We start from the raw sequence: 13153 nt of genomic DNA on the forward strand, positions 1-13153 counted from the left end.
TCCCCGTTGCCCAGCACCGGCACATCCGGCAGCGATTCGCGAAGCTTGGCGATTGCGTCCCAGTCGGCCTTGCCGGAGTAGTATTGGCTGGCGGTGCGCCCGTGCAGGGCGACGGCCGCGACGCCGTGGTCGCGGGCGATCTTGCCCGATTCGATGTAGGTGAGGTGGTCCTCGTTGATGCCCTTGCGCATCTTGATGGTCAGGGGCACGTCCCCGCGGGCGGCCTCGGTGGTGGCTGCCTTGATGATGGAGGTGAACAGGTCGGTCTTCCAGGGAAGCGCCGCTCCCCCGCCCTTGCGGGTGACCTTGGGCACCGGGCAGCCGAAGTTCAAATCGATGTGGTCGGCGCGGTCTTCCTCGACGATCAGGCGCACCGCCGCCCCGACGGTCTTGGGGTCCACGCCATAGAGCTGGACCGAACGCAGTTCCTCGTCCGGGTCGTGGGAGATGATGCGCATGGACTCCGCATTGCGCTCCACCAGAGCCCGGGAGGTGACCATTTCGGTGACGTAGACCCCGCCGCCGTATTCGCGGCAGAGCCTGCGGAAGGCCTTGTTGGTGATGCCGGCCATGGGCGCCAGGATCACCGGGGTGTCAATGGTGTGCTTGCCCAGCTGGAGCGGGGGCAGCTCAAGTTTCGCCGCCGAGGGCGCGCCGGTCTGGGATACGTCGGAAATTGCAGTCACTAACCCATTCTCTCAAATAGATCCAAATCCGTGGGGGCCGGGCGCCAACTTGTGCATCACACCGGGAATAATGGGTGGCCTCGCAGGGCTGTACCCAACGTACATACGTTTGCATGCAAAGGATGAGGCGTGAAAAAGATTGGCTTCTTGACCTTCGGCCACTCGGGAGGCTCCAGCAACTCGCCGGTGCCCACCGGGGCCGATGCCGTGCGCCAGATGCTTGACCTGGCCGTCGCCGCCGAGGAATCCGGGTTCGACGGGGCCTGGATGCGGGTGCACCACTTCGGCAACTCACTTTCCACCCCGTTCCCGCTGCTGGCGGCCATGGCGGCGAAGACCACCACGCTCGAGGTCGGCACCGGCGTGATCGACATGCGCTACGAGAACCCGCTCTACATGGCCGAAATGGCCGGGGCCACCGACGCGATCAGCAACGGGCGCCTGCAGCTGGGCATCAGCCGCGGTTCACCCGAGTCCGCCCGCGACGGGCAGCACCAGTTCGGCTACGACCTGGAACCCGGGAACAGCTGGGCAAATGAAACGCGCCTACGGGCAGCTCGCTTTCGCGCAGCCATCGCCGGGGAAGGCATGGCCCACCCGATGCCCGACCGCCACCACGACCAGGACCAGCTGATCCCGGTCAACCCGCTCTCCCCCGGCCTGGAAAACCGGATCTGGTGGGGAGCTGCGACCATCGGCTCGGGGCTGTGGACCGCGTCGGTGGGCATGAACCTGCTCTCCTCCACGCTGCTGCTTCAGGACGATGGACGGCCCTTCCACGTGCTGCAGGCGGACCAGCTGCGCCAATACAAGGAGGCCTACGCCGTCAGCGGGCACAGCACCGGAGGGATGACCGCGGTGACCCGCAGCGCGTTCCCGATCACCACCGACAAGGACGAGATCTTCTTCGGGCGCCGCGAGCGCGGGGACTCCGTGGGCGTGCTGGACGGATCGGTTGCCCGCTCGGGTCCCACCTACGCGGGCTCCCCCGAAGAGGTCGCGCAGCAGTTCCTGGACGACGACGCGATCACCGAGGCCGACTACGTGCTTTTCGCCCTGCCAAACCAGCTCGGCGTGGACTACAACGCGCACGTGATGACCGAGATCGCGAAGATCGCCCGCGAGCTGGGCTGGAAGAAGTAGCCTGCACGGACAACGATGGCGCCGGATCCTCCCCCCAAAGGGGAAGCATCCGGCGCCATCGGCGTTGCGGTGCGAAAAGCTACGCGGTGGCCACTATGTGCGTGGTGGCGGTGACCGTGGCGTGGTTGGCGCGCACCAGCGCATCGACGAGCGAGGAGAGCACGACCATGGACCCGTCGACCTCCAGCTTCACCGGGTACTGGTGCGCCAGCATCGCCAGCATCCCGCGGATCGGCTCCGCCGATTCGTCGTAGCCCAGTTCCGGGTTCCAGCCCAGCAGCACGTCGGCGGGCGCATCGGCGCGCGCCGGGGTGTAGCTGATGGCAAAGGTGAGGATCTTCCCGCCCTTGGCCTTGGGTTTGTCGCGGAAGACAACCACGCCCTGGGCCCCGGTCGCGTCGTCCAGCAGCATCTTCTGCGCACTGCCGAGGGTCATGTTCGCCGGGTCCCACTCGTGGGTCGCGTTGTAGAACTCCACGACCAACTTGGTCAACTCGACGGAGCCGGTGGCGATGTCGTCCAGGGTCAGCCCGTCGTCCTCGAAGTGCGGCAGCGCCAGGCCGCCGGGCTCGACGACCACGTCGCGGGCGACCTGGATCTCTCCCATGCCCAGCGCCGCGCAGAACCCGGCCGCGGCCGCGGCATCGGTTCCGGCGGTCACGGTGTAGCGGGCCTTGAGCTCGCCCGGCTGCCCGGCCGGCACCAGGGCGCGCAGGCGCGCGACCAGTTCGGTGCCGACCCCGGTGCGCCGGTGTTCGCGCGCGACCTCGACGTAGAGCCACAGGCGCGTCGGGTGCAGCGTCGAGGCGAACACCACGCCCGCCGCGACGGCAATGCCCTGGTCGGTGGCCACCAGCGCGCGGCTGAAGGGCGCGTCCGAATCCTTGCGGAACATGGTCCGGTCCTGGTGGGCGTGCGGGGATGCCGGGTCGCCGAAGATCTCCAGCAGCGCCAGGTCGTCCCCCTCGGCCCAGGGCCGGTATTCGAGTGTCGACATGGCCCTAGGCTCCGTTGAGGCGCTCGGACAGGTAGGTGCGCACCTTGTCCAGTGCCACGCGTTCCTGGGTCATGGTGTCGCGGTCGCGAATGGTCACGGCCTGGTCCTCGAGGGTGTCGAAGTCCACCGTGATGCAGAACGGGGTGCCGATCTCGTCCTGGCGGCGGTAGCGGCGGCCGATGGCGCCGGCGTCGTCGAAGTCGATGTTCCAGGTCTTGCGCAGCTCGGCGGCCAGCGCCTTGGCCTTCGGGGACAGGTCCTCGTTGCGCGAGAGCGGCAGCACCGCGGCCTTGACCGGGGCCAGGCGCGGGTCAAGCTTCAGCACGGTGCGCTTGTCCACCCCGCCCTTGGCGTTGGGGGCCTCGTCCTCGACGTAGGCGTCGACCAGGAAGGCCATCATCGAACGGGTCAGGCCGAAGGACGGCTCGATCACGTACGGGGTGAAGCGTTCGCCGGTGGCCTGGTTGAAGTAGGACAGTTCGGTGCCCGAGCCCTTGGAGTGGGAGCTCAGGTCGAAGTCGGTGCGGTTGGCGACGCCCATGAGCTCGCCCCACTCCGAGCCCTGGAAGCCGAAGCGGTACTCGAAGTCGATGGTGCCGGCCGAGTAGTGGGCGCGCTCGTCCTCGGGGACGTCGAAGCGGCGCAGGTTTTCCTCGTTGATGCCCAAATCCAGGAACCAGGCCCAGCAGTCCTCGACCCACTTGTCGAAGAACGCCGGGGCGTCCTCGGGGGCGGTGAAGAACTCGATTTCCATCTGCTCGAACTCGCGGGTGCGGAAGATGAAGTTGCCCGGCGTGATCTCGTTGCGGAAGGCCTTGCCGATCTGGCCGATGCCGAACGGCGGCTTCTTGCGGCTGGCGGTGAGCACGTTGTTGAAGTTCACGAAGATGCCCTGCGCGGTTTCCGGGCGCATGAACGCCATGCCGGCGGCGGAGTCGACCGGACCCAGGAACGTCTTCATCAGGCCGGAGAACATCTGCGGTTCGGTGAACTGGCCCTTGGTGCCGCAGTCGGGGCAGGGGATTTCGCTCATGCCGTCGGCCGGCTGGCGCTTCTTCTTGGCGACGAAGGCCTCGATGAGGTGGTCCTGGCGGTGGCGCTTGTGGCAGGAGGTGCACTCGACCAGCGGGTCGGTGAACGTGGCGACGTGGCCGGAGGCCTCCCAAACGGCCTTGGGCAGGATGATGGAGGAATCCAGTCCCACCATGTCCTCGCGCCCGCGCACGAAGGTCTGCCACCATTCGCGCTTGATGTTTTCCTTCAGTTCGGTGCCCAGGGGTCCGTAGTCCCATGCGGAGCGGGATCCGCCGTAGATTTCACCGGCCTGGAAGACGAAGCCGCGCCGCTTGGCGAGGGAGATGACTTGATCGAGCTTGGACTGAGGCGCCATAACAACTCCAATGGTTCACGAGGCCGCTGGTTGCGGTCCGTTGGGCGAAAACATACTCGCCCAGCCTAACGTGTTTGGGTTGCGAAGTCCGAGTTTCGCGCCCGCCTCCGGCCCATGATGCGCGGCACGCCGGGAGCGCGCGCAGCGCACGCGGGAATGCCGCACCCGGAAGGACTCCGGGTACGGCAAAGGGGATGCGGGGCTCAGCGCTCGGGGACCCAGGACGAGGCGCGGACGCCTGCCCCGGTAAGGCTGTCGCAGTGGACCAGTTGCGTGCCGAGCCTCGTCAGCGAACACGCGGCGGTGGACACCGCGTCAACGGCGACCGCGCCTCCGGGGTCCTGCTTGGCCATCGCCGGGGACGGCCCGGCCAGGGCCAGGGCCAGGGCGATGGCGGCCAGGCCCGCGAGCCGCGGGGCCGTGCGTGGGAAATTCATGGTGTTGCCTCCAGTGGGAACGGTTTCCGATACCTCAACGGTGCGCCCGGTGCCCGGCGGACGGCATCGGGCATGGATCCTCAAGATTCGGGCAAAAGCCCTCAGGTTTCCCCGACGGCGGGCGGGGATGGTGGGAAACTGTTCTTGTGGCACAAGAGCTTGGGGTGATTGGCCCGGATCTCGTGGGGAGGGCGACGGAGCTGGCCGAGATCGAGGCGTGCCTGAACGGCTCGGCCGCAGGCAGCGCCTTCACCCTTGTGGTTTCGGGCGATCCCGGCATCGGGAAAACGGCACTCGTGCACCGGGCCTGCGCCGAGATGGCACCCGAGGTCCTCGTCCTGTCCGGGGCCTGCCTGCCGCTGGCCTCCATGACCGTCCCGTTCCTGGCGCTGCGGTCGGCCATTCGGCAGGCTCCCCGGATCGAAGGCATCGAGCCGCCCGTCATCGGCCCCAGCGGTTCCGCGCCCGACGCCGTCATCATCGCCATCGACAACTGGCTGAGCGAACTGTGCCGGATCCGCCCCGTGGCACTGGTGATCGACGACCTGCAGTGGGCGGGCGCCAGCACCTTGGACGCCTTGATGTACCTCATCGCCGGACCCGCCAGCCGGAGGCTGTCCATCCTGGCCACGCTGCGCAGCGGGGAGGTCGGGGAAAGGCATTCCCTGCGGCGCTGGCTCGCCGACATCCGGCGCATGCCGCGGATCTCCTGGCTGAAGCTCGGACCCCTGGACAGGCTCGCGACCGGGGCCCAGATGGCGCTGGTGCTCGGGGCTCCCCCGCACCAGTCGCTGGTGCAGGAGGTCTACGCACACACCGCCGGCAACGCCTACCTCAACCGGCTGATCGTTTCCGGCCTGGGCCCGGAGACCCGGCACCTTCCGGTGCTGCTCCCCGAGGACCTGGGGGCGGCGGTCCTGCGTTCCTGGCACGGGCTGTCCGACGGCGCGCGGCAGCTGACCCGGTTGATGGCCGTTGGCGGGCGGCCCATCCGCGCCGAGGACCTGGCGGGCCTGTCCAGGCAGGCGGGGTCCGCCCTCGACGCCGCCGCCATCCTGCACGAGGCGACCGATGCGGGACTGGTCGAACGCGCGCCCAACGGAACGCACTGGTGGTTCCACCACCCGATCATCTCCGAGGTCCTGGAACAGGGGTTGGAGAGCGGGCAGCGACGGGACTGGCATGCCCTGTTTGCCGCCTACGGGGAAAACTTGCTGGCCCGCGGGACCACGCCGGACTTCGAGTTCCTGGCCGCGCTGGCGCAACACCACGACGCGGCCGGCCATACCGCCGAGGCCTACCGGTGGACGCTGCGCGCCTCCGTCGCCGCCGGGGCGGCCGGCGGGGCCCATGAGATGTTGCGCCTGCTGCACCGCGCCCTGGCCCTGCACGCAGGGCTGCCCGGCGCGGAGGAAAGCCGGGAGGAACTGCTGGTCCGGCTGCGTGTGGCCGCCGACGGCGCCGGCGCCATGGACGATGAACTCGAGGCGGTCCAGGCCCTGCTGGAGGAGGTCGACCCCGTCTCCCGGCCGCTGGAGGTTGCCGAGCTGCTGGTGCGCCGCACCCTGCTGCGCTTTTCCGCGGGCCTGGAGTTCCTCTCCAGCGCCCCGCTGCTCCAGGCAATCCGGCTGGCCCGGGGGGCGCCGGCGAGCTGGCAGCATGCCTACGCCCTGGCCGAGCTCGCCCACGTCGGGTTGTGGCAGAACGATCCCGCTGCCCGGGACCGCGCCTCCCGGGCGCTGGAGATCGCCCTGGAGGCGGGAAACCCGCGGGCACTGTCCTTTGCCCTGACGGCCAACGCGATGGCGGCGGTGATCGACGGGCGTCCGGCCCAGGCCCGCGTGCTGGCCGCCAGGGCGGCGGGCGCCGCCGAGCTGGCCCAGGACTTCTGGGCATTGCTCCACGCCACGACCTGGCAGGCAAACGCCACGGAGACCTGGGCCAGCCAGGTGTTTGCCGAGCTCATGCGCGCCGGCAGGGAACGGCTGGCGGCCCTTGGGGCTCCCCACGTGTACATCTCCAAGATGGCCGCCGACGAGGCCAGCAGCTACCTGGCCATCGGCCGATGGCGCGAATGCGGGCAGGCCCTGCGCCTGGCCCTTGGCTCGGACCCCGGTCCCCTGGGGGATGTCGCGGCGCGGCTGACCGCCGCACGGCTGGCCGCCCTGCAGGGCAGCCAGGACGAGGCACGCTCGCACCTGGCCCGCGCCGAGGAACTGTTCGCGCACCAGTCCGGGTACAACAACCTTGATTTCGATGCCGTCCGGGCGGAGGTCTTCCTGGCGGCGGAGGACCCCGACGCCGCCTACGCCGCGGCCCTGGCGGGTGCCGCCAAGACGGGCCAGCCGCCGACCATGTGCGAATGGCTCATTCCCCTGGCCGCCCGCGCCCTGGCCGACATGGTCCAGGTTGCCCGCGACGAGGGCAGGGATGCCGCCGGAACGCTGGCACTCGCCGACGACCTGATGCGCAGCTTCCCCTCCGTGATCAGGGAGCCCGGGAACGAGACCGAGCTGTACGAGGTGCAGATAGCCGCCTTCGAGCTGTTGTACCGGGCCGAGGTCGGCCGCGCCCGGGCCGGCGCCGGGAACGCCAAGGAATGGATGGAGGCCACCGAGGCGTGCCAGGCGGCGTCCCTGCGCTGGGAAGAGGCCTATGCCTGCTGGCGGACCGTGCAGGCGCTGCTGCTCCACGGCCACTCCGGACGCGGCCCAGCGGCCTCGTTCCTCCACCGCGGACTCGCCCTGGCCGGGGAACTCGAGGCGCGGCCCCTGGCGATGCGGCTGGACGAGTTTGCCGCCAGGGCCCGGATCCCCGTGGTTTCCCCGGCAGGGGAAGGCCATCCGGAAACCTATGCGGTGCTTTCCGGACTCACGACGCGCGAACGGGAAGTCCTGGGGCACGTCGTTTCCGGGCTCACCTATGCGGAAATCGCCCGTGCCATGGTGATCAGCGAGAAAACGGTCAGTTCACACATCTCGCACCTGTTGGCCAAGACGGGTGCGGCAAACCGCCTGGACCTCTCCCGGCTCGCGACCCGCCGGGGCGCGGACCGGCGGGGGCGAGGGGGTTGAGCCCGCCGCTTGGGGCATTCGGGCATGAGGCGGGCGCACAAGGTCGCTCAGCCGGCAATGGCCTCGCGGGAATCGATCGGATCGAGCAGGGCGCCGCGCATCTCCTCGCCGAGTTTCGGCGGCACGTCGACGTCCACGTCCAGTGCCTGCAGGATCCGGCTGAGGTAGTTCCGGGCCGCGGCCGCCAGGGTGATGTCAACGATCTCCCGGTCGGAGAACCCCATGTCGCGCAGCCGCCGGCTGTCGGCCTCGACCATGGCGGCCGAGTCCGTGCTCAACTTGACGGCGAAGTCCATCATCGCCACCTCGGCCTCGTCCAGGCCGGCATCGCGGTAGTCCCTGGCGATCCGCAGCAGCTGCTGCTCGTCGAAGAACTTCAACGCCTTGTTCCCGTGGGCCAGCCGGCAATGCCGGGAGCCGAGTCCGAGCGCCGCGGCCAGGGTCACCAGCTCGTACCGGCGCATTCCCATCGACCCGGCGATCGCCGACTGCAGGGTCTTCCAGGCCTCGAAGGCCTCGGGATTCATGGCCAGGACCTTGGTGTGGCTCGGCACGTAGCCCAGCGCCGCACGGTCCGCGGCGTACGCTGCGGCCATCGCGCCGCCGGCCTCGGATTCGCCGATGGTTTCAAGAATGCCCATGGTGCCTGCCCCTGTTCCGCAGGAGGGGAATCGGCCTTTGGCGCGCATGCGCCCCGTGCCGTCTTCCACTTCCCCTGCTAGTGGGATCGTAGGGCAAACGGGCCGGCCGGCACATGGGGCGGATGCCCCAAGTTCGCCAGGGGATTTCGTCGGGTGCGCACCAAGGCCGGCCGGGATGAAACGCTAGTTCCGCACCCGCCGGATCCTTCCGCTCGGAATCGAGGTCATGGCCACCGCGGCCAGCGTCAGCAGCGTCCCGGCAATGGTCGCGGCATTGATCACCGCGCCCGGGGCGGGCACCACCACGTCAATGAGCAACGAGCCGACCAGTTGCCCGCAAATCATGCCCAGGCCGGTCAGCAGGACGCCCAGGTGCTTGACCAGGAACGCGGAGAGCCCGATGAACACGCACCCCAGCGGCCCGCCCAGGTAGTACCACCACTGGCTCGGCAACGCCCCCGGGAGGCCCTGGGTCGGCAGGCGCACCATCAACAGGACGGCGAGCATGGTCCCGCCCACCAGGAAGTTCACCAGCGTTGCGGCGACCGGTGTTCCATAGGCCTGCGCCTGGACGCCGTTGGCGGCGGACTGGAATCCCATGAGGAAGCCCACGACCAGGGGCACGGCCATCGGCAGCAGCAAGGTGGCGATGGACGCGGCGGAACCCAGCCGCGGGCTCACGGCCCAGATGACTCCCGCGATGGTCAATCCGGCCCCGAGGGCGCGGATGGTGCTGATGCGCCGGCGCCCGCCGGGCCCGAAACCGATGCCGTCCACCAGCAGGGAACCCAGGGTTTGGCCGGTGACGATGGATACGGTGAACAAGGCGACGCCCAGCAGCGGCACCGTCAGCGTCTGGGAGATCACCACGAACGCACCGATGCAGCCGGCGGCCAGGTACCACACCGGAAAGCGCTTCTGGCGCAGGGCCCGCGGGATCTCCAGGGCGCCGGCGCGCGCCCGCGGCACCACCAGCGAGACGACCACCAGCACGATGAGGCCGGTGGTGAAGCTGACCAGCGAGGCGGCCACCGGATCCCCCAGCCGGATGCCCAACGCCCCGTTGATGCGGCTTTGGATCGGCATCGCCAATCCGGCCACCACCGCCGTTGCCACGTAAAGGGGCGCCAGGGACCGTGACTGGTGCGCCGCGGGAAGAGGTGTCGAACTCATGATGCCTTCCTTGCCCTCCAGCGCGGTCTCCCGTTGGGCTGCCAGGAGGCCACCAGGACCGCCGCCAGGGTGACCAGTGTTCCAACGATTTCGTTCGCGCCGACCTTTTCCGGCGAGATGGCCAGGTCCATGGCCAGGGAACCGACCAGCTGCCCGGTCACCAGCCCCATGCCCAAAAGCAGGGCCCCGAGCCGGGGAACCAGGGTGACACCCGTGACCACGAAGAGGATGCCCAGGGGGCCGGCGAAGTACATCCACCATAGCGGCGCCTGGGAGAATCCAAAGGATTCGACCCGCAACAAGGCCGCAAGTGCCATGGCCACCAACACCCCGGCACTCGAGGAGACATAGTTGATGGCCGTCGCCGTGGTGGTGGAACCATAGGCCTTCCCGGCGCGGCTGTTCATGGATTGCTGGAAGCTGACCAAGAGTCCCGCGCCGGCGGCGAAAGCCAGGGCCAGAAGGGCCTGGGGCGATTCGGCTGCTTGCGCTCCGGCACCCCAGGCGGCGATCACCGCCCCGATGACCAGAAGCCCCGCGCCCAGCAGCCGGATGCGGGTCACCGGCTGCTTGCCGGCCGGACTGAATCCGATCACGTCGATGACGATGCTAGACAGGGTCCTGGCGCCAACGACCGCAACGGCGAAAAGCGCCAGGCCGATGGTGCCCACGCTCATGGCCTGCGCGACCATGTAATACGATCCGACCAACCCGGCGAGAAGGAACCATCGCGGAATCGGGCGGTCGCGCCACACGGAGCCGAATTTCCTCCACCCGGCCCGGGCGCCGGGGATCGCGACGCTCGCCACCAAAAGGCAAACCAGTGACGTGAGTGCGCTGAGCAGGGCCGCCGGGAAGTAACCGCCCAGGACGCCGGCCGCCCTCGAAGTGATCAGGGCCTGCAGGGGCATCAACATCCCGGCGGACGCGGCCAGTGCCAGTGGCACTGCATGTGCTCGCGGTTCGGGGCGTGCCACGGGTCTCCTTGGGGACGGGTTCGTTACTAGTGAAACTTACGCCGAACCTTCCGCGGTCTGCGCATTGTGTCGCCAACGCCACAAAACCTGCCTCACGCCCTCCCCCGGTGCGCCAGGGGACAACCGATGCGCCATGATGGATACATGGCAAATCCCGAAATTTTCCCCATCCAAATCCGCGACGAGTCGATTCGACTGGGTCAACTGCTGAAACTGGCATCGTTGGCCGATGACGGACTCCACGCCAAGCAACTGATCGAGGACGGCCTGGTGAAGGTCAACGGCGACATCGAGACCCGCCGTGGAGCCCAGATCCGCAATGGCGACACGGTGACCGTCAACGGCGAGTCCGTCCGCGTGGAGACCGCGTAACCTCGCAGCATCCGGTGCCGGCGGTTGGCATCATGCGTTCCAGCTGACCGCCACAATCCCCTGCACGTCTTCCAGACTCATGCCGGCCCTGCGCGCGGCAGCGACCAGTCGCTGGACTTCCTTCAGCGCCGGAGCGTCCAGAACCTGGCCGGGGTTCACCCGGGTACCGTTTGCACGTCCCGTGCGCACCAATCCGGCCGCTTCGAGTTCCTTATAGGCCTTGGCCACCGTGCCGGCGGCAACCCGCAGGTCACCGGCCAGCTGCCGCACCGGTGGCAGCTTGGCGTCCACCGCCAACTCCCCGGACTGGATGAGCGCGGTTATCTGCGCACGGATCTGTTCGGCCGGACCGCTGGGGTGGGATGGGTCAATGGTGATCATGCGATTGCCGCAGCCGTAGCAGGCAGCCTCAGTGGGCGCAGCGTTGCCCCCATCCACCCCAGCAACCGAACCAGCAAGACGGCGCCGACAACAAGAAGCAGCAGTGCGACGACGGCCATGGCCAGCGCCAGGGCGCCCAGGACCGGATCCAGCATCATGCTGGGCATCGAGTTCTCATCGAGGACTTGGCCCACGACGTACCCCGGGTCCATTCCCGAGCTACGCAGTGCGGCTGCCGCAAAAAACATCAAGGGTGCGATCTGGAAACAGAGCATCGCGCTGAAACCCGTGCTGATCACGTATCCGGCGTTGGTTCGCACCCCATCGTCGAACGGCAGTAGCCGCAGCCCACGTATCCGCGGCCGGCGCGCGTTCGCGTTCAGTGCCCACAAACTCAGACCGGCGCCCAACAGCAGCAGCGCCAGGATCGGAATCCCGTAATACCACCCCGGGAAGGGGCTAACCGATCCGACACCCAGCTGGACCTGGGTCACGACCCTGTTGTCATCCAGCACCGCGCCTCCGGTTGACATGTACGTAAGATTCCGGAAGCGTCCCCGCTCGTCGGTTCCCGACAGGAGCCCCGCGACAACGAGGCCAAGAATGGACGCCCCGAGCAGGACGGCAGGCATCACGATTCCCCAGGCCGGGCCGAACATCCCGGTGGAACGCGGCGTCAGCTCCGCACTGACGCTCAGCGACGATTCGGTTGGAGGGTTCGCAAATTCATGCGGCAGCCGCCAACCGGCGAAAACCAGTGCGGCCAGGACCCACATTCCGGCGGGGGCGGCGGCCAGGGGCAGGCCCGCGGATGCAGGGAATGCAACATGGAGGACAAGGGCCGCTGCCCCTCCCGAGGCCATCGCGGCCACGGCCACCAAGGTGCGGGCCCGCAGGCTGCGCAGCACCTTGAGGGCGTTGGCCCGTTCGCCGTCTTTGCCTTCGGCGGCCAGCGACAGGAGATCGGAGCGATACTGGGTGAAGATGCTCCGTTTGAGCAGCACCGTGATGCCGACTCCAAAGCCAATAAGGACCAGCAGTGCGAATCCATTGACCATGGGTGCTCCCCTTGCCTCGGCGGGAAAGCCAAACAGCCGCCCGCTTGTATCAATAGCTCAATACAAGCAGGCGGCCGCTTCTTGTGTCAATGAGTTGGCACAAGAAGCCCCTAGATCGTCGCGCCCTTCAGCACGACGTGGCTCAGGAACTCGTGCACGTGCGCCATCTCCTGTGCGTTGACCGAGTGGAACATGTTTGTGTAGAGCACCTTGGTGACATGGACGTCGCTGGTGGCCCAGGCGTGCGTGTACTCGATCTTGTCCTGCGTAATGACGGGATCGGCCTGGTCCCGGCCCCAGAACACCGGCTTCTGCAACTCCTTGAGCTTCGCATCCTGGAAAAAGCCATCCCCTTCTTCCGGCACGGCAAACCCCGAGAGGCCGACAACCGAGGAGAAGGCGTCGGGCTGATGCCGGAGCAGGGACGTGGCCACGGCCATTCCCATGGAGAAGCCCAGCAGGCTCACCGATGAATGCTGCTTGCTGACCGGTTCGAGCCAGCCCCACAAATCAGCGATGGATTTCTTGACGGCATCAAAGGAATAATCCAGGTCTTGCATCAGCGGGAACCAGGTGTACCCGGGGCCCAGCGACTGCGGTGCCCGAACCGAGACTATGGTGAAATCTTCGGGCAGCATGGGGGCCAGCCCCATGAGGTCCTCTTCATTGGAGAGGTAGCCGTGCAACAGCACCAGTAGCGGGGTGCCGGCGCGCTCGGATTCCGGGCGGGACCAAATGACAGTGGGGTTCCAACTTGTTTCGCTCACCAGACCAGTCAAGCAGAAATTCGCGGCATTCGGCGATTTGCCGCTCAACCTACGCTT

Annotated in this window: 13 protein-coding genes; 3 read left to right on the forward strand and 10 right to left on the reverse strand. The window is 68.0% G+C overall.

Going from position 1 to position 13153, the window contains the following annotated elements:
* Positions 1-686, reverse strand: a 686-nt coding sequence (locus tag ACIPVK_RS20795; protein WP_407613892.1) for a tRNA dihydrouridine synthase, incomplete at its 3' end; no start/stop codon positions are given.
* A gap of 129 nt (positions 687-815) precedes the next feature.
* Between ACIPVK_RS20795 and ACIPVK_RS20800 the strand changes: the two genes are divergently transcribed.
* Positions 816-1829, forward strand: a complete 1014-nt coding sequence (locus ACIPVK_RS20800; protein WP_407613893.1) for an LLM class flavin-dependent oxidoreductase — start codon at positions 816-818, stop codon at positions 1827-1829.
* A gap of 79 nt (positions 1830-1908) precedes the next feature.
* Here ACIPVK_RS20800 and ACIPVK_RS20805 read toward each other — a convergent pair whose 3' ends face one another.
* The 3 genes from ACIPVK_RS20805 to ACIPVK_RS20815 form a co-directional block, all read right to left on the reverse strand.
* Positions 1909-2826, reverse strand: coding sequence for a GNAT family N-acetyltransferase (locus ACIPVK_RS20805; protein WP_407613894.1), 918 nt, complete (start codon positions 2824-2826; stop codon positions 1909-1911).
* Between the two features lie 4 nt (positions 2827-2830).
* Complete coding sequence (locus ACIPVK_RS20810) at positions 2831-4216, reverse strand: glycine--tRNA ligase (protein WP_407613895.1); 1386 nt, start codon at positions 4214-4216, stop codon at positions 2831-2833.
* A gap of 203 nt (positions 4217-4419) precedes the next feature.
* Positions 4420-4653: a hypothetical protein gene (locus ACIPVK_RS20815; protein WP_407613896.1), complete on the reverse strand. Its 234-nt coding sequence runs from the start codon at positions 4651-4653 to the stop codon at positions 4420-4422.
* A gap of 146 nt (positions 4654-4799) precedes the next feature.
* Here ACIPVK_RS20815 and ACIPVK_RS20820 point away from each other — a divergent pair, with 146 nt between their 5' ends.
* Entirely contained in the window at positions 4800-7727 is a 2928-nt protein-coding gene (locus tag ACIPVK_RS20820) for a helix-turn-helix transcriptional regulator (protein ID WP_407613897.1), read from the forward strand.
* Between the two features lie 47 nt (positions 7728-7774).
* Here the strand turns inward: ACIPVK_RS20820 and ACIPVK_RS20825 are convergent, their stop codons facing one another.
* The 3 genes from ACIPVK_RS20825 to ACIPVK_RS20835 all read right to left on the reverse strand — a co-directional run bounded on the left by ACIPVK_RS20825 (position 7775) and on the right by ACIPVK_RS20835 (position 10518).
* Positions 7775-8368, reverse strand: a complete 594-nt coding sequence (locus tag ACIPVK_RS20825; RefSeq protein ID WP_407613898.1) for a carboxymuconolactone decarboxylase family protein — start codon at positions 8366-8368, stop codon at positions 7775-7777.
* Between the two features lie 183 nt (positions 8369-8551).
* Positions 8552-9541 (reverse strand): DMT family transporter, encoded by a 990-nt coding sequence (locus ACIPVK_RS20830; protein ID WP_407613899.1) that lies wholly within the window; start codon positions 9539-9541, stop codon positions 8552-8554.
* Positions 9538-10518, reverse strand: a complete 981-nt coding sequence (locus ACIPVK_RS20835) for a DMT family transporter (protein WP_407613900.1) — start codon at positions 10516-10518, stop codon at positions 9538-9540. The genes ACIPVK_RS20830 and ACIPVK_RS20835 overlap by 4 nt, the downstream gene beginning before the upstream one ends.
* Before the next feature lie 144 nt (positions 10519-10662).
* Here ACIPVK_RS20835 and ACIPVK_RS20840 point away from each other — a divergent pair, with 144 nt between their 5' ends.
* On the forward strand, positions 10663-10890 hold the full coding sequence (locus ACIPVK_RS20840) for an RNA-binding S4 domain-containing protein (protein WP_407613901.1): 228 nt from the start codon (positions 10663-10665) through the stop codon (positions 10888-10890).
* A gap of 30 nt (positions 10891-10920) precedes the next feature.
* On the opposite strand, the gene ACIPVK_RS20845 is transcribed toward ACIPVK_RS20840, so the two are convergent.
* From ACIPVK_RS20845 to ACIPVK_RS20855, 3 genes are all read right to left on the reverse strand, one after another.
* Positions 10921-11271 carry a GntR family transcriptional regulator gene (locus ACIPVK_RS20845; RefSeq protein ID WP_407613902.1) on the reverse strand — a complete coding sequence of 117 codons (351 nt, stop codon included), beginning with the start codon at positions 11269-11271 and terminating at the stop codon, positions 10921-10923.
* Positions 11268-12329, reverse strand: coding sequence for a hypothetical protein (locus ACIPVK_RS20850; protein ID WP_407613903.1), 1062 nt, complete (start codon positions 12327-12329; stop codon positions 11268-11270). The genes ACIPVK_RS20845 and ACIPVK_RS20850 overlap by 4 nt, the downstream gene beginning before the upstream one ends.
* Positions 12330-12439: 110 nt before the next feature.
* Positions 12440-13096, reverse strand: coding sequence for an alpha/beta hydrolase (locus ACIPVK_RS20855; protein ID WP_407613904.1), 657 nt, complete (start codon positions 13094-13096; stop codon positions 12440-12442).
* Positions 13097-13153: the final 57 nt, after the last annotated feature.

Origin of the sequence: Paeniglutamicibacter sp. MACA_103, from assembly GCF_045798555.1 — a bacterium.
Taxonomy (GTDB): Bacteria; Actinomycetota; Actinomycetes; order Actinomycetales; family Micrococcaceae; genus Paeniglutamicibacter.

Coding starts and splice junctions, on each gene's coding strand:
- ACIPVK_RS20805 (WP_407613894.1), bottom strand. CDS start 2,826: ATGTCGACACTCGAATACCGGCCCTGGGCCGAGGGGGACGACCTGGCG.
- ACIPVK_RS20810 (WP_407613895.1), bottom strand. CDS start 4,216: ATGGCGCCTCAGTCCAAGCTCGATCAAGTCATCTCCCTCGCCAAGCGG.
- ACIPVK_RS20815 (WP_407613896.1), bottom strand. CDS start 4,653: ATGAATTTCCCACGCACGGCCCCGCGGCTCGCGGGCCTGGCCGCCATC.
- ACIPVK_RS20825 (WP_407613898.1), bottom strand. CDS start 8,368: ATGGGCATTCTTGAAACCATCGGCGAATCCGAGGCCGGCGGCGCGATG.
- ACIPVK_RS20830 (WP_407613899.1), bottom strand. CDS start 9,541: ATGAGTTCGACACCTCTTCCCGCGGCGCACCAGTCACGGTCCCTGGCG.
- ACIPVK_RS20840 (WP_407613901.1), top strand. CDS start 10,663: ATGGCAAATCCCGAAATTTTCCCCATCCAAATCCGCGACGAGTCGATT.
- ACIPVK_RS20845 (WP_407613902.1), bottom strand. CDS start 11,271: ATGATCACCATTGACCCATCCCACCCCAGCGGTCCGGCCGAACAGATC.
- ACIPVK_RS20850 (WP_407613903.1), bottom strand. CDS start 12,329: ATGGTCAATGGATTCGCACTGCTGGTCCTTATTGGCTTTGGAGTCGGC.